The sequence below is a fragment of the Mucilaginibacter flavidus genome, assembly GCF_024055575.1.
In the GTDB taxonomy this organism is placed as follows: Bacteria; Bacteroidota; Bacteroidia; order Sphingobacteriales; family Sphingobacteriaceae; genus Mucilaginibacter; species Mucilaginibacter flavidus.
Window position 1 is genome coordinate 49,403 of record NZ_JAMXOE010000014.1, and the last position, 23,102, is coordinate 72,504.

The following is a 23,102-nucleotide window of genomic DNA, read 5'->3' on the forward strand; positions in this document are numbered from 1 at the left end:
TATTGATTATTTTACTTACCAACCCGTGTTTTGGGTGAGTTTTTTATTGGTGTTTATTTCGCGTTGCGGAACCGGCCATAAAAGGTATTGCTGCTTCATGGTTACTCCCTGCTCATTGGCTGTGCTAAAGGCATCGCCGAAGGTATTGTTTGCTACGTTATATATCATGTGCGTACGCTGTATATCAAAATATGCCTTGTTTTCATAAGCAAGTTCATGGTAGCGCTCTCTCCAGATAGCCTCGCGGAACTGGTCTTTTGATAAGCCGCTTAGCGGGACGAGGTGGGCACGTGTCCTTATTGCATTAACCTGCGCATAAGCATCAGCCGTTGGGCCGTTTACTTCATTACTGGCTTCCGCGTATATCAACATCGCTTCAGGTAAACGTAAAAAGGTCCAGTTTTCGTCGCAAATACCATTGCCGGTAGCACTCTCTACATGAAAGAACTTATATAGGCAATGCTCCCCAAAAACAATTGTTTTGCTGGGATCGCCAAACTGTGGGTAGCTCGAAAAATAAAACTGGCGTTCCTGTGCCCGTAAATCGCCCGCCTCGTAGCTGGTAAAAAAGCCATTGGTCGGGATCATGGCACCCAGGTGGTCACCGTAAGCGCCTACCGGTAAGTTAAACGGCACGGTAAGCTGGGTAATCGCATTGGTAGCCACACCAACCAGGTACTGGCCCTGGAAAATCAATTCGCCCTGGTTTTTGTGGGCATTGTCATGCAAAAAGGCATAATCGGTAAATAGGGTGTAAGTACCGTCCAAAACCTTTTGGGCCTCAGCCGCAGCCAGCGCATAATTTGCAGTCTTTTGCATAGGGTAACCCGCTGTGGTAAGGTACACGCTGGCCAACAAGGTTCGCACCGCCCCTAATGATACCCTGCCAGCTGGATCGCTTGCCGGCAAACCTGATGCCTCAGCTGCCAGCAGGTCGCTTATAACCTGGTCGTATACTTGTTTGTAGTCAGTACGAGTTGGGTACAAATCCGGACTGTCAACAGTAACGGATTTTGTTATCAATGGCACATCGCCATAAAGCCTTACCAGGTGATAGTAAAAGAATGCTCTTAGAAAATAGACTTCACCCAGTAGCTTCTTTTTCGTGGCGTCATCCATTGTCACATTTGGAATCTGCTCTAACGCGAGGTTGGCATTGGCTATAGCGTTATAACTGTTTTTCCAAACGTCCTCAAATCCAGGGTTAACGGCATCGGTGCGCTGGTTAATTACGTTGCCGTTGTTAACGCTTTGGCCCAATGATGTTGCGTGTCCTGAAAATAGCTCAAGTGTAATAAAAGGCGCTTCGCCGTAGGCATCGCCGTTTTGAAAAAGATGCAGCTGTGGGTATATCCCGTTTACAAACGTTTGTGCCTGTGCGGGTGTTTTAAAGTAGTTGGTTTTCACAAAGTTGCTGTTATCCTTTTCATCGAGGTATTTTTTGCAACTGCTCGCCGTGAACATTAGGATCAGTATTAAACTTCCAACCCCGTATTTTTTTATATTAAATTTCATGATGTTTCAATTTTAAGTTTTAATTAAAAACTGGCATTTATCCCAAGCAGGTATGTGTGTGGCTTCGGATAATCATAAAAAAGTATCCCCTGCGTAAAGTTGCTCGAACCGTTGTAGGTTGAGGTTTCAGGGTCGTAACCGGTGTACTTGGTTATCAGGAACAGGTTTTGTGCTTGTGCATAAATCCTTAGCCTGCTCATTTTTAGCTTTGAAACTACTGAGCTGGGGAAGTTATAACCAAGCGTTACTGTTTTTCCACGTATAAACGAGCCATTTTCAACCTTGGTTGAATATATTTCGGTTTGATACCTTACAAAAGCAGGCCTGTCTTCGGCAATACTTGTATTCTGGTTGGTTGGTGTCCATGCGTTAAGTACGGTTGTATAGCTATTTGCCTGCCCGGTCCTGTCCTGTCCCGAGTGCCTGGTCAGGTTCATTACCTGGTTGCCATAGTTAAACTGAAGTTCGGCCGCAAAATCGAAGTTTTTGTAACGGAAGGTATTTAAAAACGTACCATATCCATCTGGTGTAGACTTGCCAAGTACAGTTTTGTCGGCAGCAGTGACCTTGCCATCTCCGTTCTTGTCCCATATTTTCAGGTCGCCTGGTAGCAGGCCGTATTTGGCGGCTTCGGTTGCTTCAGCTGTTCCCCAGGTTCCTAAAACCTTATAGCCCCAAAAGGTACCTGCCGGTAATCCAACGCGCATCAGGTTAAATTGCGATAGAAATGTAGGGTCAAGAAAGATGTCGTCGTTACTGGCGCCAAGGTTTAATATTTTATTCTTGAGGAATGAGATATTGAAACTTGAGTTCCAGCTAAAGTTTTCCGATTTGATGTTAACAGTATTTAGAGTAAGCTCTATTCCTTTGTTTTCAATACTGCCTATGTTCTTAAATACATTGGTAAATCCGCTGGTTTCGGGCAATGGTGCATTAAGTAATAGTGCTTTTGTCTTTTTTAAATATGCATCGGCTTCAACAGTTACCCGGTTATTAAACAAACCAAACGATACGCCGAAGTCGTACTCAGCGGTTTTTTCCCATTGCAGGTTATCGTTACCTATACTTGTTAAATTGGTGCCGATAGACTGGGCGCCACCAAACGGATAGTTGTTGGTGTTAATATTGGCGAGCGAGCGGTATTCACCAATTTCGGAGTTACCGGTAAGACCATAGCTAAGCCTTAATTTTAAGTCGGATATTGTTTTGTTGTCTTTCAAAAAATCCTCCTGCGATACGCGCCACGCTACAGCTGCCGAAGGGAAGAAACCATATTTTGTTTTCGAACCGAACCTTGATGAACCATCTTCGCGACCGGTTAATGTTAGCAGGTATTTATCATTATAAGTGTAGTTCAACCTGCCGAAAAATGATTGCATTTGCCATGCATCATAATTTGATGTTGGTATACCAGGAATAGAGCCTGCGCCAAGGTTATAATATGAATAATAATTGTCTGACAGGCCTTGGGTTGAGCCGTATGAACTTAACTGGCTGAAGTTTTGGCGTTCATAACCCGCTACAACATTCAACGAATGAACTTTATTAAACTTTTTGGTGTAGGTCAGATAATTTTGCCATTGCCAGAAAACATTATTGTATTGGTTGATTGATGCCGAACTATAGCTTTGGTTGATGGTTGAACCGCCAACCAACCCGGTCTGCGAGTGCGGATCGGTATTACTCGAGGTGGTAACACCGATGGTTGTGCGGAAATCAAGTCCCGGGAAGAAATTTATGTTTGCATAGCCATTACCGCTAAAAACACGTCTGTAATGCAATGATACAACTTCGTTAGCCTGGGCTACCGGGTTATCGCCGCCTTCCATGTTAGGGTAGTCGGTACGTTTTGCATAACTGCCATCAGGGTAACGGATCGGGAATATTGACGGCATTTCCACCAACATACGCGGGATATTGTTGCCGCCGGTGCCATCGTCCTGTGTGCGGATTTCGCGGTAGTCGTAGTTTAACGTGGCGCCTACTTTTAACCATGGTTTTACCTGGTTGTCCAAAGTCAGGCGTGCATTATAGCGTTTTTGGTAGCTGTTGATGATAATCCCCTCGTCATCGCCGTAATTTAAAAACAGGCCATAGTTCATTTTTTCATTTCCGTCGGTAAACGACAGGTTGTGATTTTGACTGAATGCATGGCGTGTTGTAGCGTCCTGCCAGTCGGTATTGTACAGTGGGTTCAAATTACTGTCGAATAATTTACCGATAAGCGCTGTGCGGATCTTTACGGGATCATCGTCGGCATATTTACCAGCAGCCCAGCCGGTGGGGTCGTATTTTTTAATGTTGGCGTATGATATGTCTTCAACCTGTAAAAACTGTTTTGAGTCCAAAACCTTCAATTTTCGGGCTAAAACACCTACACTGGCATAAGCATCGTAATTAACAGTTCCGCCTTTTGTTTTGGTACCGCGTTTTGTGGTTACTAAAATAACCCCGTTAGCACCACGTGTGCCGTAAATAGCAGTCGATGACGCGTCTTTCAATACATCGATAGATGCCACGTCGTTAGGATTGATCGATGCACCACCTTCAGTCCAAACCACGCCATCAACAACGTATAACGGGTCGGTGTTTGAGTTGATGGAGCTGTAACCACGGATACGTATTTTGGTTGCGCCACCGGGTGCACCAGAGTTGGTTGATACATTTACACCGGCAATTTTACCTGCCAGCTCTTGTTCAAGATTTATAGCCGGGCGTTCCTGTAGTTGTTTTTCATTAACGCTGCCCACAGCTCCGGTAAGGTCAACACGTTTTGATGTACCGTAGCCAACTACCACTACTTCGCTTAACGATCTCTGGCTTTCAACCAGTTTTACGTCAACTGTTTCGCGGTTATTTATGGCAATTTCCTGTGTATTATAGCCTACAAAGCTAAAAACCAGGGTTGCGCCGCCATCAATATCGTTTAAAACGTATTTGCCGTTTACATCGGTTATAGTGCCTATGGTGGTACCTTTTATCTTCACATTAACACCGGGCAACGGGCCTTTGGCGTCGGTTACTGTACCCTGTACCTTTTGGGCGATTTCAATTACGGGTTTAGACTCGTCCTTTGCCTTCACAACAATAGTTTGCTGGAAAATACGGTAGGTGAGGGGCTGATTTTTAAAACAAAGGTTCAGCGCTTCTTCAATAGAGATATTGGTTACGTCGATATTTACTTTTGATGTTTTGGCCACAGCGTCTTCATCATAAAAATAGTTGTAGCCGCTTTGTTTTTTTATCAGCTTCAGTATTTTATCAACGGATACATTGTTCTGGTGAATGCTTACACTTTGGCTGTATGTTCTAGCGCTTACATTTAAAAGGGCTGCAAATATGAAAACTGCAGTTAGCTTCATAGCTAATAGAATTTTGAACAGGCGACGCCGTTTTAAAGGCCCCACCATAAAATTAAATTTCATAGTTTTGTATGTTTGGGTTAAAAACTTAATATTTCAATTTCGCGATTGTGGATAGGAGGTAACCCGGACATTGACCCGGGAAAGCGCGCCAACGCTTCCCGGATTTTTTTTGCCAGTATTTTATGTTGCCATAAAAACATTACCTCAAGCTTCAGGGGGCCCTTAGTATTGGTTTTCTCATTGGGAGTTTATTTTATATGGTTAAACAATTGGTTGATTTACACATAAATATGCCGCCGCCATTGGCAGCAACATTGAATTTTTGCCGGGCAGGTAAACCCGGCAATATTGTTTTTCAATAGTTTATAATGGTCCAGTATAAATCAGGAGGTAACCACAATGGTTTTACCTGCTATTTTAAAATTTATGCCGGTGTATTTTAACATCTTCAATAATTCAGACAGGTTTACACTGCGCGATATGCTGCCTGTAAACCGCCGTTTTGGAATCTCGCCCTCATACTTAATGTCAACATCATACCATCGCGCAGCCTCACGCATTATCGATGGTATTTCGGCCTTTTCGAACTGGAAATTGCCGGTCGTCCATGCTAACACGTTATCTGTGTCAACTGTATTTATGCTGATTTTATTATTAAATAAGCTTGATTGCTGCTCTGGTTTAAGAATGGCAGTTTGCGCATCGGCAGAAATTTTTACACTTCCCTCGATAAGTGTGGTTTTAATTGCGCTTTCGTCGGTATAAGCATTTATGTTGAAGTGGGTTCCTAAAACTTCCACTATTTGCCGACCTGTTACAACCTTAAAAGGCTTGTTTTTGTTTTTAGCTATTTCAAAGTAGGCTTCGCCTGTTATAGTAACTTTCCTTTCGGTTTTTGAAAATGCGGCCGGGAAGGTTATTGACGATGCAGAGTTAAGCCAAACTTTGCTGCCATCGCTTAATACCACCTGGAACTGGCCGCCCCTTGGAGTGGTTATAGTATTAAATATGGCCGATGAATCGACTCCTTTGGCGCCTGGCACTTCGTAAATGATCCGACCGTCTTTGTCTTTTTTAAGCACGGTTTGCCCCTGGCTGGCCAATACGCCGTTTTTTACATCGCTTAAATTTATTTTACTGCCGTTGGCAAGGGTTAAAATTGCTTTGTTCCCACCCGGGCCGGCATCATTTTTTAAAGGTTTTTGCTGCTGAGTTAATACGTTGGATTTAACCGCCCGGTGAGTTTGCAGATAGTAGCAAATAAAGCATCCGGCAAACAATAGTATGCTGGCTGCATAGCGTAGCCACATTGGCATTATTTTCTTGACGCGACTATCATCTTTCTTTATTTCGCGGTTTATTTTATTTAGTATCCGCTGTTTTAGTGCCTCGTCGTTTTCTGCAAAAGTTGGTGGAATTTCAATGGGGTTATCCTGACCTTTATTATACCACGCGGCAAACTCAGCCTGTTCGGCAGGCGTTATGGTGTTGTTAAGCCATTTTTTTGCTAATTCGTGGTAGCGGTTTTCCATTCAGGATGCATTGGTTAGTAATAGGTACCCTAACCAGTAGCAATCCCTTAGTGTAGTTGAAAATATTTTTTAATATTTTTTGATGGATTGGGTTCACAGCAAAAAACTACTTAACCGTGTACGTAGCGTTTTAAGTGCTTTTCCCAAATGCGCCTCAACTGTTTTTTCGGAAATGCCAAGTTCTGTGGCAATTTGTTTTTGCGAGAAGCCCGACTCGCGGCTGAGGCGATAAACCAGGCGACATTTTTCGGGCAGGTCGGCAACAAATGTGGCCAGGCGGCCTCTCAACTCCTCAAAGTCGAGCCATTGTTGCGTGGTATCGTCGGTTAAGCTGGCGATATGCTGTGTATAGTCCGAGTATTTTTGCTGATGACCGCGCTTTGCCAATACTTTAATAACACGGTATTTAACAGATACAGCAAGATAGGGGCCTAATGTATTTATGGTATCCAATTCATTGCGCCTTTTCCATAGTGAAACAAATATGTCCTGTACTATTTCTTCGGCTTCATCCAGGTCGCTTATTTTGTTGGCAGCCACTGCGAATAGCTTTGTCCAGTACCTGTTATAAATTTCGGTAAAAGCAAGCTCATCGCCGTTTTGCAGCAGGCCGGTAAGTTCCTTGTCATCCAGAATAGTATAATTGTACATATTAAAAATAAAAGGCTAATCTATTTTAATATTGGCTGCAGGAAAAAACACGACGATTCAGGATAAGTTTTTACTTATCCTGAATGAATAATATTTTCACCAGGCAGAACGGTTTATAAATTCAAATGTAGTAACTATTGGTTAAAAGAGCGAAGGATTTCCGCCAGTTTTTATTTTCCCAAGATGTTTGTAGGCATTTTCGGTAACCTCGCGACCGCGGGCAGTGCGCATCAAAAAGCCCTCTTGAATTAAAAATGGCTCGTAAACTTCTTCAATAGTGCCCTCATCTTCGCCAACAGCGGTAGCAATTGTTTTCAGACCCACAGGGCCGCCTTTAAACTTGTCAATAATGGTGTTCAGGATTTTGTTATCCATTTCGTCCAATCCATGCTCATCAACATTCAACGCATTTAAAGCATATTTCGCAATGGCGGTATCAATATTGCCATCGCCTTTTATCTGGGCAAAATCGCGGGTGCGACGGAGGAGCGCATTGGCGATACGTGGGGTGCCGCGGCTACGGCGTGCAATTTCATAAGCACCTTCGTCGCTGATCGGCGTTTTTAATATGGATGAAGAGCGCAATACAATCGTGGTTAACAATTTTGCATCGTAATATTCAAGTCGCGAGTTTATTCCAAACCTGGCCCTTAGCGGCGCAGTAAGCAGGCCGGAGCGTGTAGTAGCGCCAATGAGCGTAAAAGGGTTAAGCGATATTTGCACCGAGCGCGCGTTTGGCCCGCTCTCCAACATAATATCTATCTTAAAATCCTCCATCGCCGAATACAAATATTCTTCAACCAGCGGACTAAGCCTGTGTATTTCGTCAATAAACAAAATATCGCCCGTTTCGAGGTTGGTGAGCAAGCCGGCAAGATCGCCGGGTTTGTCAAGTACCGGGCCCGAGGTTATTTTTATACCCACCCCCATCTCGTTGGCAATAATGTAGGAGAGTGTAGTTTTGCCCAATCCCGGGGGGCCATGCAGCAACACATGGTCAAGTGCTTCGCCACGCTGGCGGGCAGCCTGCACAAATACTTTTAAGTTAGCTAATATTTTATGCTGACCGGTAAAGTCCTCAAATGCCTGCGGCCGCAAAACTTTTTCAATATCACGTTCTGCAGGCGAAAGGCGTTCACGGTCGGGGTCTAAATTCTCGTTCATTACCAACGAAATTAGTATTTTATTTTGGTATGCGGAATGCCGAATGCGGAATTAAGATGTTGAAAGTAATTAAAAATGCTTTTCATTCCGCAATTGAACTTCCGCAATCCGCATTCAAAATCATCCTTCCGGGTACTTCCTGAAAATAGAATTGATCTTCATCTGTATCACCCCAAAAAAGGCTTCTCTGAAAATGCTGGTCGACATTTTTGAGGTACCAGCGGTGCGGTCTGTAAATATAATCGGGACTTCCACCAGTTTGAAGCCATGTTTAATGGTGGTATATTTCATTTCGATCTGGAAAGCATAGCCCACAAATTTTACTTTGCTTAACTCGATAGTTTCTAAAACTTTCCGCTTGTAACACATAAAGCCGGCGGTTGCGTCGCGTACGTCGATGCCAGTAATAAACCTAACGTATACCGAAGCAAAATAACTCATCAGCACACGGCTCATGGGCCAGTTAACCACGTTTACCCCGTTAATATAACGCGATCCAATTACAGCATCGGCGCCCTCAATACAGGCGTCGCGCAATTTCAGCAAATCATCCGGGTTATGCGAAAAATCGGCGTCCATTTCGAAAATATAGTCGTACTGGTGCGCTATCGACCATTTAAAGCCATGTATATAAGCCGTGCCAAGACCTTGTTTGCCGGCGCGTTCCTCTAAAAACAATTTCTCGGGATATTCAAGCTGTAGTTGCTTAACTATATTTTGCGTGCCGTCGGGTGATCCATCGTCAATAATAAGAATATGGAAATCGTGCTGAAGGGAGAACACTTTACGAATCATACGTTCGATGTTTTCCTTTTCGTTATACGTGGGAATGATTACTATACTGTCAGGCACTTGCAAAAATATCAGGGTAGTGAGTCGGCAAAAATAATTGATTTTAAACTGCCTTGAAAATAAAAAAGCAGTTAAGTACAAATGCCCAACTGCTTTTTTTGTTAAATTATGTTATTTATAAATTTTGAGTGTCTGCAAGTACCTGGTTATCAATATATGGGTCGGTGATATAATTGCGCTCCTTAAGCCGCGGCGAAACAAACATGAATACTATTATAAATATGCTGATAAACGCCACAAAGAACCATTCGTAGTTAGCACCTTTAAGGTTTTTGGCCCACCATCCGCCATCTTCAATAAGACCGTTAACAAGGGCGGTAATAAGATTGCCAAACGATACTACCAGGAACCAGATGCCGGTCATAGTACTCTTCATTGATTTTGGCGAATGTGTATAAGCATACTCAAGTCCGGTGATAGATACCAATACTTCGGCTGCTGAAAGTATCATGAACGCCAGCACCTCCCAAAATATTGATGGCTTTTCGCCTTGTTCTATACCATTATGGATAAAAGCGATAACAATAAATGATAAAACCGTTAATACCAGTCCCGTACCAAGCCTGCGTAGTGGGGTGGTTTTTAATCCGATCTTATCAAACCACGGATACACTACATAGTTAAACAGCGGAATGAATAGTAGCAGGAATACAGTATTCACTGTAGACAATTGGCCCGGAAAAACGGTTATCTTAGTGAACCCAAGGTTAATAACACGATTCATTTTCTCGGCGTACAGCGTCCATTCAGACAAACACTGATCCCAAACAGCCCAAAATGCGAGCGCGAAAAAGAACACGGACATAACCCGGTAAACTGCCTTAACACCTTCAACGCGTTCGGGGTCGTACGGACCTTTGGCAACATCGAGCATAGATTGCCCTGGTTTTCGTTGGCTCAAATGAGTTAACGCGTACCAGGTTATAAACACAAGGTTATTACGGTTAACACCCTGCGGAGGGACTTTTACATACATTTTGCGGCCCGAAAAAAATATGATGGTAGCCAGAGCCATCAGGATACCGGGAACACCGAAAGCCCACTTAGGGCCAAAATGATCATAAGTCCATGGAATGGCAAGAGTTGAAATTGTAGAGCCGGCATTGATACTGAAATAGAACCAGCCGTAAACTTTTGACAGTAAATCCTGGTTAGTCGCATCAAACTGATCGCCAACATTAGCTGATACGCACGACTTAATACCGCCTGCGCCAATTGCGACCACAAGCAAACCCAGTTCAAAACCACCAAGGCCGCCATCTAACATCGCCAGCATTAAATGCCCTACACAGTAAACCATCGATACATATAAAATAAGCTTGTATTTGCCGGTGAACCAGTCGGCCACCATGCCGCCTACAAACGGTAAAGCATAGGCCACCATTACAAATAAGTGGTGTAACTTATTGGCATGTGCATTTGCCTGGTCTGTTAACGCCGCATTGTCGGTAGGGTTAAAAAAATGTTGTACCAGAAACAGCGAGAGTATTGAACGCATTCCATAAAAGCTGAAACGCTCGGCGGCTTCGTTACCGATAATAAATGGGACTGCTTTAGGGAACCTTGATTTTTTGGGAGGGGTTACAATAGCGCTATCTTGCATTAATTTGAAAGTTAAAAATTTTACTAAAGTAATACAATTCCCGTAAATCAAAATTTAATACTGAAAGTGTTACAAATAATGCGTGTGTATTTTGTACGCTATGCTTTTTTTAAACTATTAAATGGAATGGAAATTGCAGACGGTTATGGGGGCCGCTAATATTTTGAAGCTCGTTTTTGTACAGATTACCTGATTGGTTTTTTCTCTGCGGCAATATTACGGGACAATTTTAATTATATTTTTTAGCAACTGTTTAGTATTTGCCCCAAATTTTTAGCCAACTTTACCCACGGATAATTGCGAAAAACCTTTATGGACATCGATTTTAACAAGAATGAAGATATAAACAAACAGCTTGTTTATGAGTTGAAAACCCGTCTTAAAAAAGTTCACCAGGGCGGGGGCGAAAAGGCTGCTGCCAAACAAAAGGAAAAAGGCAAAATGCTGGCCCGCGAACGCGTAGCCTACCTTATAGATAAAGATAAACCCTGGCTCGAAATGGGTGCTTTTGTAGCCGAGGGTTTGTACGCTGAGCATGGCGGTTGCCCGTCGGGCGGGGTGGTGTGTGGCATTGGGTATGTATCGGGCAGGCAATGCGTCGTGGTAGCCAATGATGCCACCGTAAAAGCCGGCGCGTGGTTCCCGATAACAGCCAAGAAAAACCTGCGTGCGCAGGAAATAGCGATGGAGAACCGCTTGCCAATTATTTACCTTGTCGATTCGGCTGGTGTGTTTTTGCCTTTGCAGGACGAGATTTTCCCCGACAAAGAGCATTTCGGGCGCATATTCCGCAACAACGCGATAATGAGCAGCATGGGTATTATCCAGATTGCGGCCATTATGGGCTCGTGTGTGGCCGGTGGGGCGTATTTGCCAATTATGAGCGATGAAGCGATGATTGTGGAAGGCACAGGCTCGGTGTTTTTAGCGGGCTCTTACCTCGTAAAGTCGGCGATAGGAGAGGATGTAGATAACGAAACGCTGGGCGGGGCCACTACGCAATGCGAAATTTCGGGCGTTACGGATTACAAACACCCTAATGATAAAGCCTGTTTAGATTCTATCCGCAATATTATGAGCATGACCGGGGATTTTGCCAAGGCCGGTTTCGACAGGATAAAAGCAGCGGCCCCCAAATATGATCCGAAAGATATTTACGGCATATTGCCTATAAGCCGCGAGGCTGCTTATGATATGAACGAGATTATTTTGCGCCTGCTGGATAATTCGGAATTTGAAGAATATAAGGCCGGTTACGGGCAGTCCATCATCTGCGGGCTTGGCCGGGTGGATGGCTGGGCAGTGGGTGTTGTGGCCAACCAGCGCAAGGTAATCAAATCAAAAAAAGGCGAAATGCAGTTTGGTGGCGTAATTTATTCCGATTCTGCCGATAAGGCCACCCGCTTTATTATGAACTGCAATCAAAAGAAAATCCCGCTGGTTTTTTTGCAGGACGTCACCGGCTTTATGGTGGGCAGCCGCGCCGAACATGGCGGCATCATAAAAGATGGCGCCAAAATGGTAAATGCCGTTGCAAATTCGGTAGTTCCTAAGTTTACCATTGTTATAGGAAATTCGTACGGTGCAGGCCACTACGCCATGTGCGGCAAGGCTTACGATCCCCGCCTGATTTATGCCTGGCCGACAGCCAAAATTGCGGTAATGGGTGGCGGTTCTGCGGCAAAAACATTGGTGCAGATACAGGCAGCCGGCCTGAAAGCAAAAGGCGAAGAAGTAAACCAGGAGCGGGAAGACCAGTTATTAAAAGAAACCACCGATCGCTACAACGCACAAACTACTCCCTATTATGCTGCTGCAAGGCTTTGGGTTGATGGGATTATCGACCCGCTGGAAACCCGTAAGGTAATATCAATGGGGATTGAGGCGGCAAATCATGCACCGATAGAAAAGGCGTTTAATGTGGGGATAATACAAACTTAGATTAATTTGATGATGTGTTGATTTGAAAATTTGAAGATGAGAAAAGATTTGAAAATGTGTTGATTTGAAAATTTGAAGATAAAAGCAGAGATTCATTTTAAAGCTTCAAATTACCAAATCTTGAAACTAAAATATCGATTATGAATGTAAATTACGATGAGTTAATATTATTAGCCGGCGGTGCTTTTTTAGTGGTTTGGGGCAACTGGAAAAAGACGGAACGAACGAAATTACTATCGTCGGGAATAAAAGCAGAAGGGACAGTGATTGAAATAAAAACAAATCCCAGCTCTAATAATGTCTCTGTTGGCACGCCTGTCATAAAATTCGAGACTTTGAACAACGAGTGGATAACCAAAGAATATGGTTTCGGAAGCAGCACATTACGCTACAAAATTGGCGATAGTGTAGTTGTTATTTATGATGCTTCGGATGCAAAGCATTTTATTATCGACAATAAACAAACCCAACTGCTTGGTCCGGTTGTCATGAGTGTAGGATTGGCGTTGATAATTGGTGCTGTTATTTATTTCTTTGTCAATCAATATCCGTCGTTGTAGTGGAAGAAATAGAATACTCTTGTTAAAAGCTAATTTAACGAAACATTAACCTATCTCAAAAAATCCTGCATATATTAGTTTAAAATAAACTTCGTGTCACCTATTTAATCTGCACACATCTGTGATAAAAAAACTCATACTTCCCCTGCTGCTGTTATCAACCGTAATTACTTCGGCCCAATCCCCTATGGAAATTCATCAAAAAGCCACCCTGATTGATACCCATAACGATATCCTTTCCAATATTTTAATTACCAAACAGGACGCTGGAAAGCTGCAAAGCACCGGTAATTTCGATTTGGTGCGGGCCAAGCAGGGTGGATTAGACGGGCAGATTTTTTCGATATGGTGCGGCGAAGAATATGGAACAGGTAAAGCTTTTGCCATGGCTAACCGCGAAATTGACTCGTTGTATGCATTGATTGCGCGTTACCCCGATAAAATTACGCTGGTTCACAATTCAAAGGAATTGCAAAAAGCAGTTAAGCAACAAAAAATGGCCGCCATGATTGGTGTTGAAGGCGGGCACATGATTGAGGACAGTATGGACTACATTGACAGCCTTGCCAAGCGCGGGATGAACTACCTTACGCTGACCTGGAACAACAGCACATCGTGGGCTACATCTGCACGTGATGAGGTCACCAAAAAAGATTCATTAAAGCACCTGGGGCTTACTGATTACGGTAAGCAAATAGTAAAACACCTGAATGAGCTTGGTGTAATGGTTGATGTATCACATGTTGGCGAACGTACTTTTTATGATGTAATTGCGACTAGCACCAAGCCGGTTATTGCCTCACATAGCTGCGCCTATGCGCTTGACCCGAGCAGGCGAAACATGAAGGATGACCAGCTTAAAGCACTTGCCAAAAACGGGGGGGTGATATGCCTTAATTTTTACAGTGGATTTGTGGACAGCACGTATTCGCCAAAAGTGGCTGCGTTTTTACATCAGCATAAAAAAGAACTGGACTCGCTTACGCAGGTTTACCACGACGGCGACCTGGCCAATATTCGCCTGAATGCGATTTACCGGAACGAAAGCGACAAAATACGCCCGCCATTGAGCCTGCTGATCAAGCACATCGACTACATAGTGAAATTAATTGGCGTTGACCACGTTGGCATTGGGTCGGATTTTGACGGTGCGGAATCATATCCGCTTGGGTTAGACAGCGTTGCTGATTATCCGAAAATTACCGAAGAGCTGCTTAAACTGGGCTATAGTGAAAAAGATATCGATAAAATATTGGGTAGTAATGTTTTAAGGGTGTTTAAAGCAAATACGGGGAAATAATTATATTAGATTTTAACGTTTATCAAATGGCTAAAAAGCAAATTTTTCTGTGGTTCCATTTGTTTATTTGTGTTTATGCAAATGCACAAACTACATTCAAAGTATATCTTAATGCAGATGGCGAAAAAATTACAGACAGCGCTAAAGCCGCTTATTATTTATTGATGACTGAGATCCCAAAAGATTCTGTTTGGTCTGTGCAACAATATGATATAAAAGGCACCATATTAACTTCAGGGTATTACAAGGACGCTCAGTTGAGCATTCCTCACGGTAAATTTGAATATTATAAGGTTTTTGAAGGTTTTACCAATACGCAGTATAATTATGGAAAACATAAAATGGACACCTTGATAATGCCAAGGGTAAATTATGTTCAATACACGGGATATTATGTTAATGGGAAAAAAAGTGGTAAATGGGAAGAATATTCTACAAAAGGAAAGTTACTTAATATATCTACCTACAAAGACGACGTGCTCAATGGATTATACCAGATATACGATGTTAATAGCGGGATGTTATTATCAGAAGGTAACATGATTAATAATGTAAGAGAAGGGGAATGGAGTACTCTTTCTTATAAAGGCGAAAAACTCACTTCGAGCTTTTACAAAAACGGAAAAGTAATAAGAAATGTCTCTTATTTATCAGATAAAAAATTTCAAAATAATGTAATCGATGCAAAAACTGATTATGACCTTTTAAAATATCTCAACAACGCTTTATCAACGCAGCGCTTTTCAAAGCCAGGCAAATTTGCAACAATTTACGATTTTACTTTGGCCACAGATGGTCACTTAATTAAACCATCAGTTATCAATGGTTCCAGCCTTGAAGTAGATACTGCTGTAGTGAATTCGTTTCTGGCTTCCCCGGCTTGGATACCGGCTATTGAAAATAATCATGCTATAACAACCTTTATAGCCATACAGTTAGATATCGAAATTGACGATGATAAGAGAATTCATGTAACATTTCATCCGTCTCTACATGAGAGAAACGACCAGAAAATGATGAGGCAATTTGAGCGGGTATATAACCTTGATAATTAACTTTTACCGCCTACTGACTAATAAAACCCTATTTTTGCGTAAATTTGTACTTCAATTTTAAAAATAAAAATGTCTGCTGATATTGAACATGTAAAATGCCTTATAATAGGCTCGGGTCCTGCGGGGTATACTGCTGCTATTTACGCTTCGCGTGCCGATTTAAAACCTGTAATGTATACCGGTTTGCTTGCGGGCGGCCAGCTTACACAAACTACCGATGTTGAAAATTACCCCGGTTACCCGCACGGTATTATGGGGCCTGAAATGATGGAAAATTTCCGTCAGCAGGCAGAAAGACTTGGCACCGATATCCGCTTTGGTTATGTGAGCTCGGTTGATTTTAGCAGCTTGCCGCATAAAGTGGTGGTTGATGAAAGGAAGACCATTACCGCGGATACCGTTATAATATCTACCGGCGCGTCGGCTAAATGGCTTGGGTTGGATTCTGAACAAAAATACAGTGGCTTTGGAGTTTCGGCGTGTGCTACCTGCGACGGGTTCTTTTTTAAAGGAGAAGACGTTGCCATAGTAGGCGCGGGCGATACTGCGGCCGAAGAAGCAACCTATCTTGCCAAGTTATGTAAAAAAGTAACCATGATAGTTAGGCGTGACGAGTTTCGTGCATCAAAAGCAATGATGCACCGTGTTTTAAATACGCCCAACATTGAAATATTATACAATACCGAAACCAAAGAGATTGTGGGGGACGGCCAAAGTGTTACAGGCGTAACAGTCATAAACAATGTAACCAACCAGGAAACCACCATCCCGGTTGCAGGCTTTTTTGTGGCGATAGGTCATCACCCCAATACCGAAATATTCAAAGGCTGGATACACATGGACGAAACCGGCTACATCAAAACAACGCCCGGTTCAACCACTACTAATATTGAAGGTGTATTTTGCTGCGGGGATGCCCAGGACCATATTTACCGCCAGGCTGTAACCGCAGCCGGAAGTGGCTGTATGGCGGCGATAGATGCAGAGCGCTATTTGGCTGCGAAAGAGCATGTGGTAACAGCGTAAGTTGGTTGATTAGTTAATTTGAGATTACAAATTAAGCCTGTTGATAACAGTGTAATCATTCTCCAATCGGTGAAATCACAAATAAATAATCAACAAAATCAACGGTTTAATGTTTATATTGCGATAAGTTGAATAATCAACTACATCAATCAATAAAAATAAATCTACGATAAGACATGGGAAAAGGTGATAAAAAAACACGCAAAGGAAAAATAGCTATGGGCTCGTACGGAAAAACCCGTCCGCATGATGCTAAAAAGGCTAAACCAGCCGAAGCAGTTGCTGCAGAAACTCCTGCAAAGAAATAATCGAAAGCCATCCAACAAAACTGGGTGGCTTTTTTACTAAAAATACCGGCTACAGATTTTTTACAACTGTAAATGGGAGTTTTTTTTCAAAATCTGCTATCTTCACCATCTCATTAGCTAAACCAATAGATTTTACCGTATGTACAAAAAGATTTCGATATCGCTTTGCCTTGTTATGGCCTTTTTTACCGGCATAGTAAATGCCCAGGATGCCGACCCCAGTATGGGTATTATTCCGGCACCTGTATCTGTTAAAAAGTCGGCCGGGCAATTTACTTTGAGCCAGGAAACTGTGCTGCTGGCCGATAGTGTGAACAACAGAGCAGTTTTATTTTTAAAACACTTTTTGCTGAACGAGGCTAAGCTAAAGGTTAAATTAAGACCTAACATTGGCCCGGGTGCCGTAAACTGCATAGTGCTTACTGCTAAAGGTGCAGATAACCTGCCGGATGGTGGCTACAGTCTGGCCATCTCGCCTCAAAAAATTACCATAACCGGCAAAGGAGCAGGGCTTTTTTACGGCGTACAATCGCTGATACAATTATTGCCCTTAGATATGGGCGGCACTGCAAAAATACCGTGTGCCCAAATTGATGATTACCCGCGATTTGGTTATCGCGGATTGATGCTTGATGTTAGCCGTCATTTCTTTTCGGTGGAATTCGTTAAAAAGTATATCGACCTGATGGCGGCCTATAAACTAAATAATTTTCACTGGCATTTAACTGACGACCAGGGCTGGCGCATTGAAATAAAAAAATATCCCAAACTAACACAAGTGAGCAGCCAGCGCGCGCAAACCGTTATTGGTAATTACCACGATCGTACGCCACAGCAATTTGATAATACCCCCTATGGCGGTTACTATACCCAGGAACAAATCAAAGCCGTGGTAAAGTACGCCTCGGACCGTTATATTAACATCGTACCCGAAATTGAAATGCCCGGCCACTCTGAAGCTGTTTTGGCTGCTTACCCGGAACTTAGCTGCGATCCATCATTAACAACATATAAGGTGGCCGAAACTTGGGGCGTGTTTAAAAATATTTACGAGCCGAGCGACAAGACATTTGCATTTATACAGGACGTTTTAACTGAAGTTATGGCCTTGTTCCCCAGTAAATACATACACGTAGGTGGCGATGAAGTGCCAAAAGACGCCTGGAAAAAGTCGCAATTTTGCCAGGACCTGATTAAGAAACTTGGCCTTACTGACGAAAAAGATTCTCCTAAAGAAGATAAATTGCAAAGCTATTTTATACAGAGGATTGAAAAGTTTGTAAACTCAAAAGGGCGCAGCATTATTGGTTGGGACGAGATATTGGAAGGCGGCTTATCGCCAAATGCTACTGTAATGAGCTGGAGGGGCGAAGCCGGTGGTATTGCTGCTGCTAAGCAAAATCATAATGTAGTAATGACACCCGGAAGCGGAGGCCTTTATATTGACCATGCGCAAGGCAAGGATGAACCGCTAAGTATTGGCGGTAACGAGCCTTTAACAAAAATATACAGCTACAATCCCACACCTGCGGAATTAACGGCAGATCAGCAAAAATACATTTTAGGTGTTCAGGCCAATTTATGGACCGAGTATATTCCTACCGAGAACAAGGTGGAGTATATGATATTGCCAAGGATCCTGGCACTTTCAGAAGTGGCATGGACACCTTTGGCCAATAAAAACTATACAGATTTTGCCAATACCCGTCTGCCCGGTCACCTGGCGTGGTTTGATAAAAATAATTTTGATTACCGGGTACCAACAGCAATTGGTGGAAAAGACACCATTATGTTTGGTAGCCAGTTAAATGTAAACCTAAAAAGCCCGGTTGAAGGCGCAAAGGTTTATTACACCATCGACGGCTATACACCGCGCGAAACGGATATGGAGTACACAGTACCTATGACTTATAATGTGCCGGCAGATCAATACCGTGAACTGAAAACCATAGTTATTACGCCGACAGGCAAACGCAGCCAGGTAACCCGCGCAATAATGTATAACAAAACACCTTTACCGGCTGTTAATGGTACAAATACCAACAAAGGCTTGAAATATAAAGTTTATACCGGTGAGTTTACCAGTGTGAGCCAGCTAGATAAAGCCGCAGTAATTGACACCGGCGTGGCCGTTAGTTTTAATACAGCCGACATCAAAAAAAATATAAAGGGCTATGGCGTAATATATACCGGCTTAATTCGTATTGATAACGACGGGGTTTACGGATTTTCAACTTCTTCGGGAAATGGCTCGACGTTGTTGATTGACGGTCAGCCGGTTGTTGATAACGATGGGAAGCATTCGGTTTACGACCAGGGTGGTGCGGTGCCTTTGCAAAAAGGTTATCATAAAATCACCATAAAATATTTTGACGCCGCCAGCAATGGTAACTTAAGAGTTTTTATAACCACACCTGGTAAGCCTAAAGCAGAGTTAAGCCCGGAAGTAATGTTTAATTAAAATAAGAATCAAGAGCCAAGTACCAAGAGCCACGATAGGAGCCAAGCAGTTTGTTAAGTTTTGAATTGATTTTCTTTTCTTGACTCTTGGTTCTTGACTTTCGGCTCTTAACACTCCTAACAATACGGTAATGAAGTTTAAATGCCATTTTTATTTTTTTACCCTGATAGCCGGTATGCTGATGGCAGGCTGCTCGGACGATAAGAAACCGCAAACTACAGCCGTGGTATCTAAAAAGCCCGCTGTGATGGATCCTTTCAGGTATCATAAATTGATCGAGGTTTCGCCGGGACAGGACTATGATGTGTTAAGCTGGGGCCGCGGCTCGAAAATTGCAGGTGCATTTGAAATTTTGCATTCAGATTCGTCGGCGGTAAAATATACCACCACAACGGGCGATTTGGACGGAGTAATTGTGGATAGCTACAATTCGGATATGGACCTTGATGGCAACCCGGAGATACTTATACAGGCCAAAGGCCGCGACACCATAAACTATACCAATATTTACGCTTTTGAATTTAGCAACAGCGGCGCCCGTAAACTTGATTTTCCCAAGCTCACCAAAAGCCAGCGTGCTGGTTACCGGGGTGACGATAACTTTTACATTAAAGAAGGTAAGCTTGTACGCGAATTCCCGATTTACGACGGCAACACAAAAACGGCAAAACCTACCGGGGCAAAACGCCAGTTTGAATATGGTTTACGGAATAATGAGTTTACCATAAAGCAGTTGAGCAAGGATTCGACGACCAATAAAACAGCGTCGGCTACAACAGCCCCTGCAAAAACTTCAAATTCGGATAACAAGGAGTCGACTTCCAAAAAATCTAAAACCCACAAAGAAGAGCATCATAAAAAGAAAAAAAGGCGGCACCGAAGCGAGGAGTAGGTATTAATAATTGAAAATATTAATAAAGATAAAGTCAATCGTATTGCACGATTGACTTTTATTTTGAAATAAAAAGGAGTTGAAGTTATTACCCAATGAGCACCTTACGCCTTCGTCGATTTTTTGACAATAGCGATGTGTGCCATCTTATTTTTGCAGGGTTTCTTTTTTGAATAAACTTTTTGCTGGTCGGCGCGGGCAAAAAGGTCGTATTTAGCGGACTGCCCGTTGTCTAAAAGCGAGTGCAACACTATCGTCGAGGTAACGGTGATAAATATGCTTGCTTTCATGCTGGTCGGTTTTATAAATATATGACGCAGCAACTTTTAAATAGTTACAGCGAAATTTATACAAATTAAATTTAATTACGCGTGGACAAAAGCAATGTCTCATCACTTATGCTCACGCGGTAATTTTATTCTGTTTTTAGGCTTTTTATAGGGTTAGCTAACGCCGCTTTTATTGACTGAAAACTTACAGTGAACAACGTAATTGCTATTGCTGCGAGCCCGGTGAACACAAATATCCAGCCCGAAATTGACGAGCGGTAATCAAAATTCTGTAGCCAGCAGGCCATTAAATACCAGGCAAACGGTGTGGCAATCGCGATTGCAATTGTTATCAGGACGATAAAATCTGTCGACAACAAACGCCATAAAGTAAATACAGAAGCACCAAGAACCTTACGCACGCCGATTTCTTTAACCCGCTGTTCGGCCATAAATGATGCCATGCCAAATAAGCCAAGACAGCTGATTAGAATGGCCAGGCTGGCAAAGAATGCTGCCAGTTTGCCGATGCGTTGTTCGTTGCCGAATTTCTGAGCGTATATCTGGTCGACAAAGCTATATTCAAATGGTTGTTCGGGATTAAATCGTTTAAATATCGGCCCTATTTTTTCGATAGCGGCACTTGCACTTACCCGTGGATTTATCCGGAGCAAAACTGTACTTGCCGCACCCTTGTTGAAGAAATAAACAGATGGTTTTACCTGTCCGTAAGGCGAATCGACAATAATATCCTTAATTACACCGATAACTTTAAACTTGTTACCATAATAGGTTAGGTTTTCACTTAGCGGATTTTTTAACCCCATGAATTTTACGGCCGCCTCGTTGATCACAACGGCCGACGAATCGGTTAAAAATTCCTTCGAGAAATCGCGGCCTTGTTTGAAATGCCAGCCCGCTGTTTTGCCATATTCGGCTGATACCCCGGCCTGCTGAAAATCAACGCTCAGGTTAGGGTCTTTATCTCGCCACTCGATAGCGCTGGTGCTGCCTGCAGATGAGGTAGGGGCAACGTCGCCCTCGGCCATTGATATTATCGCGCCTGTTTTGAAAACCTCGTCCTTTACTGCTTCGTAGTTTTTATGGATATCATTGGTGCCAATACCGATTGACACTAACCCATCGCGGCTATAGCCAACGGGGCGATTTTTGGCGAATTGTATTTGTTTGAAAACCACCACGGTGCCAATAATAAGCGTGATTGAGGCCGTAAATTGTACCACTACCAATATTTTACGCGGCAGTGCGGCAAACCTGCCCACCCTGAACGTGCCTTTCAATACTTTTACGGGCTCAAAAGACGAAAGGTAAAACGCAGGGTAGCTGCCTGCAATTAATCCTGTAAACAAGCTGAACCCGATGCCCAAGGCCCAAAATAATGGGGAAGTCCATAGGATGTTCATTTGTTTATCGGCCACTTCATTGAAAAACGGCAGGCTGAATTGAACCAGAATTAAGGCCACCAAAAAAGCAACCGTTACGCAAAGCAGCGACTCGCTAAAAAACTGGTATATGAGTTGCCCGCGCAATGATCCAATTGCTTTGCGGATGCCTACTTCCTTGGCTCGTTTCTCGGATCTGGCGGTGCTCAGGTTCATGAAATTGATGCAGGCAAGCAGCAATACAAACATGCCGATAATGCCAAACATCCATACGTATTGAATGCGGCCGCCGGTGTTTTTACCGTCTTTAAATTCATCGTATAGATGCCACCTTTTCATGGGTCGTAAAAACAATGCAGGCTTCTTTTTAGCGAGCACCTGGCTTACTTTATTAAGTTTTGCATCCCTTATTTTTAACGAAACTGCTGCCATATCAGCATTATCAGCCATTTGCACATATAGGGTTGTGAAATTCGGGCGCCATGGCTCACGCATCGATTTAATGTCGTTGGCATTGTAAAACATTTCCCACGAACCTATAAATGTTAAATCGGCAAAGGTGGAGTTTCGGGGGAAATCGGCGTATACTCCTGCTACTTTAGCAATAACCTGGTTGTCAATCTTCAGGGTTTTTTCCATGGGGTCGCCATCACCAAAAAATGCTTTGGCTGTTGATGCCGATATAAGTATAGATGTAGGGTCTTTGAGTGCGGTGCGTGTGCCCTTGAGCATTTCAAGGGTGAACATCTCCGGGCCTTCGTTTTCCATAAAGCCACCGCCCCGGCTCAGCTTTTTATTGTCGAGCGCTACAATGTGGCCGCCCATGTTGGCCATCATTACAATCTGTTTAAAATTGCTTCCGTAGGTTTTACGCAGCTCGGCAGCCAGTGGATAAGGTACCGAACGCCAGGTTTGTACTTCGCCGTTATTGGTAACATTTTGTATTACCTGGGCAATATTGTCGTGGTTTTTGGTGAACTTATCAAACGAAAGTTCGTCCCAAATCCAAAGCCCTATCAGCATGGCTACAGCCATGCCAACGGATAGGCCCACGATATTGATAAACGAGTTCACCTTGTTCTTAATAAGATTACGCCAGGCGGTTTTGAAGTAATTTTTTATCATGACATGATAGTTTGATTGGTGATGGGGCTGAAATTTCATGCCATATTTATAAATATTTAATGATCAATTATTTACGATGT

The 23,102-nt window shown here is 43.0% G+C and carries 17 protein-coding genes; 8 read left to right on the forward strand and 9 right to left on the reverse strand.

Annotated elements, in window-relative coordinates; all coding sequences use genetic code 11:
• Nucleotides 1–15: 15 nt before the first annotated feature.
• From NAF19_RS19165 to NAF19_RS19195, 7 genes are all read right to left on the reverse strand, one after another.
• The gene (locus NAF19_RS19165) at nt 16–1,515 is read right to left on the reverse strand and encodes a RagB/SusD family nutrient uptake outer membrane protein (RefSeq protein ID WP_252791945.1); all 1,500 of its coding nucleotides are present in this window, start codon (nt 1,513–1,515) and stop codon (nt 16–18) included.
• 23 nt (nt 1,516–1,538) lie between these two features.
• A complete protein-coding gene (locus tag NAF19_RS19170; protein ID WP_252791946.1) occupies nt 1,539–4,940 on the reverse strand; it encodes a TonB-dependent receptor in 3,402 nt (1,133 codons plus the stop codon).
• Between the two features lie 323 nt (nt 4,941–5,263).
• Entirely contained in the window at nt 5,264–6,412 is a 1,149-nt protein-coding gene (locus tag NAF19_RS19175; protein ID WP_252791947.1) for a FecR family protein, read from the reverse strand.
• 93 nt (nt 6,413–6,505) lie between these two features.
• Complete coding sequence (locus tag NAF19_RS19180; RefSeq protein ID WP_252791948.1) at nt 6,506–7,063, reverse strand: RNA polymerase sigma-70 factor; 558 nt, start codon at nt 7,061–7,063, stop codon at nt 6,506–6,508.
• A gap of 141 nt (nt 7,064–7,204) precedes the next feature.
• On the reverse strand, nt 7,205–8,227 hold the full coding sequence (gene ruvB, locus NAF19_RS19185; RefSeq protein ID WP_252791949.1) for a Holliday junction branch migration DNA helicase RuvB: 1,023 nt from the start codon (nt 8,225–8,227) through the stop codon (nt 7,205–7,207).
• Between the two features lie 120 nt (nt 8,228–8,347).
• Complete coding sequence (locus tag NAF19_RS19190) at nt 8,348–9,079, reverse strand: polyprenol monophosphomannose synthase (protein ID WP_252791950.1); 732 nt, start codon at nt 9,077–9,079, stop codon at nt 8,348–8,350.
• A gap of 115 nt (nt 9,080–9,194) precedes the next feature.
• Complete coding sequence (locus NAF19_RS19195; protein ID WP_252791951.1) at nt 9,195–10,682, reverse strand: POT-type proton-dependent oligopeptide transporter; 1,488 nt, start codon at nt 10,680–10,682, stop codon at nt 9,195–9,197.
• Between the two features lie 312 nt (nt 10,683–10,994).
• Between NAF19_RS19195 and NAF19_RS19200 the strand changes: the two genes are divergently transcribed.
• The 8 genes from NAF19_RS19200 (at nt 10,995) to NAF19_RS19235 (ending at nt 20,225) form a co-directional block, all read left to right on the forward strand.
• Nucleotides 10,995–12,623: an acyl-CoA carboxylase subunit beta gene (locus NAF19_RS19200; RefSeq protein WP_252791952.1), complete on the forward strand. Its 1,629-nt coding sequence runs from the start codon at nt 10,995–10,997 to the stop codon at nt 12,621–12,623.
• 140 nt (nt 12,624–12,763) lie between these two features.
• Nucleotides 12,764–13,183, forward strand: coding sequence for a DUF3592 domain-containing protein (locus tag NAF19_RS19205; protein ID WP_252791953.1), 420 nt, complete (start codon nt 12,764–12,766; stop codon nt 13,181–13,183).
• A 121-nt stretch (nt 13,184–13,304) separates the two neighbouring features.
• Nucleotides 13,305–14,483 (forward strand): dipeptidase, encoded by a 1,179-nt coding sequence (locus NAF19_RS19210; RefSeq protein WP_252791954.1) that lies wholly within the window; start codon nt 13,305–13,307, stop codon nt 14,481–14,483.
• Between the two features lie 26 nt (nt 14,484–14,509).
• Nucleotides 14,510–15,538, forward strand: coding sequence for a toxin-antitoxin system YwqK family antitoxin (locus NAF19_RS19215; RefSeq protein ID WP_252791955.1), 1,029 nt, complete (start codon nt 14,510–14,512; stop codon nt 15,536–15,538).
• Nucleotides 15,539–15,607: 69 nt separating this feature from the next.
• Nucleotides 15,608–16,564: a thioredoxin-disulfide reductase gene (trxB, locus tag NAF19_RS19220; protein ID WP_252791956.1), complete on the forward strand. Its 957-nt coding sequence runs from the start codon at nt 15,608–15,610 to the stop codon at nt 16,562–16,564.
• A gap of 176 nt (nt 16,565–16,740) precedes the next feature.
• Nucleotides 16,741–16,872, forward strand: coding sequence for a 30S ribosomal protein THX (locus NAF19_RS19225; protein ID WP_252791957.1), 132 nt, complete (start codon nt 16,741–16,743; stop codon nt 16,870–16,872).
• 139 nt (nt 16,873–17,011) lie between these two features.
• Nucleotides 17,012–19,333, forward strand: a complete 2,322-nt coding sequence (locus tag NAF19_RS19230) for a family 20 glycosylhydrolase (protein WP_252791958.1) — start codon at nt 17,012–17,014, stop codon at nt 19,331–19,333.
• Nucleotides 19,334–19,463: 130 nt separating this feature from the next.
• Nucleotides 19,464–20,225, forward strand: a complete 762-nt coding sequence (locus NAF19_RS19235; RefSeq protein ID WP_252791959.1) for a hypothetical protein — start codon at nt 19,464–19,466, stop codon at nt 20,223–20,225.
• Between the two features lie 104 nt (nt 20,226–20,329).
• On the opposite strand, the gene NAF19_RS19240 is transcribed toward NAF19_RS19235, so the two are convergent.
• Together NAF19_RS19240 and NAF19_RS19245 are read right to left on the reverse strand one after the other, a co-directional pair.
• The gene (locus tag NAF19_RS19240; RefSeq protein ID WP_252791960.1) at nt 20,330–20,515 is read right to left on the reverse strand and encodes a hypothetical protein; all 186 of its coding nucleotides are present in this window, start codon (nt 20,513–20,515) and stop codon (nt 20,330–20,332) included.
• A 125-nt stretch (nt 20,516–20,640) separates the two neighbouring features.
• Nucleotides 20,641–23,022, reverse strand: coding sequence for an ABC transporter permease (locus NAF19_RS19245; protein ID WP_252791961.1), 2,382 nt, complete (start codon nt 23,020–23,022; stop codon nt 20,641–20,643).
• Nucleotides 23,023–23,102: the final 80 nt, after the last annotated feature.

Coding starts and splice junctions, on each gene's coding strand:
- NAF19_RS19165 (WP_252791945.1), bottom strand. CDS start 1,515: ATGAAATTTAATATAAAAAAATACGGGGTTGGAAGTTTAATACTGATC.
- NAF19_RS19170 (WP_252791946.1), bottom strand. CDS start 4,940: ATGAAATTTAATTTTATGGTGGGGCCTTTAAAACGGCGTCGCCTGTTC.
- NAF19_RS19175 (WP_252791947.1), bottom strand. CDS start 6,412: ATGGAAAACCGCTACCACGAATTAGCAAAAAAATGGCTTAACAACACC.
- NAF19_RS19180 (WP_252791948.1), bottom strand. CDS start 7,063: ATGTACAATTATACTATTCTGGATGACAAGGAACTTACCGGCCTGCTG.
- ruvB (WP_252791949.1), bottom strand. CDS start 8,227: ATGAACGAGAATTTAGACCCCGACCGTGAACGCCTTTCGCCTGCAGAA.
- NAF19_RS19195 (WP_252791951.1), bottom strand. CDS start 10,682: ATGCAAGATAGCGCTATTGTAACCCCTCCCAAAAAATCAAGGTTCCCT.
- NAF19_RS19200 (WP_252791952.1), top strand. CDS start 10,995: ATGGACATCGATTTTAACAAGAATGAAGATATAAACAAACAGCTTGTT.
- NAF19_RS19205 (WP_252791953.1), top strand. CDS start 12,764: ATGAATGTAAATTACGATGAGTTAATATTATTAGCCGGCGGTGCTTTT.
- NAF19_RS19215 (WP_252791955.1), top strand. CDS start 14,510: ATGGCTAAAAAGCAAATTTTTCTGTGGTTCCATTTGTTTATTTGTGTT.
- trxB (WP_252791956.1), top strand. CDS start 15,608: ATGTCTGCTGATATTGAACATGTAAAATGCCTTATAATAGGCTCGGGT.
- NAF19_RS19225 (WP_252791957.1), top strand. CDS start 16,741: ATGGGAAAAGGTGATAAAAAAACACGCAAAGGAAAAATAGCTATGGGC.
- NAF19_RS19230 (WP_252791958.1), top strand. CDS start 17,012: ATGTACAAAAAGATTTCGATATCGCTTTGCCTTGTTATGGCCTTTTTT.
- NAF19_RS19235 (WP_252791959.1), top strand. CDS start 19,464: ATGAAGTTTAAATGCCATTTTTATTTTTTTACCCTGATAGCCGGTATG.
- NAF19_RS19240 (WP_252791960.1), bottom strand. CDS start 20,515: ATGAAAGCAAGCATATTTATCACCGTTACCTCGACGATAGTGTTGCAC.
- NAF19_RS19245 (WP_252791961.1), bottom strand. CDS start 23,022: ATGATAAAAAATTACTTCAAAACCGCCTGGCGTAATCTTATTAAGAAC.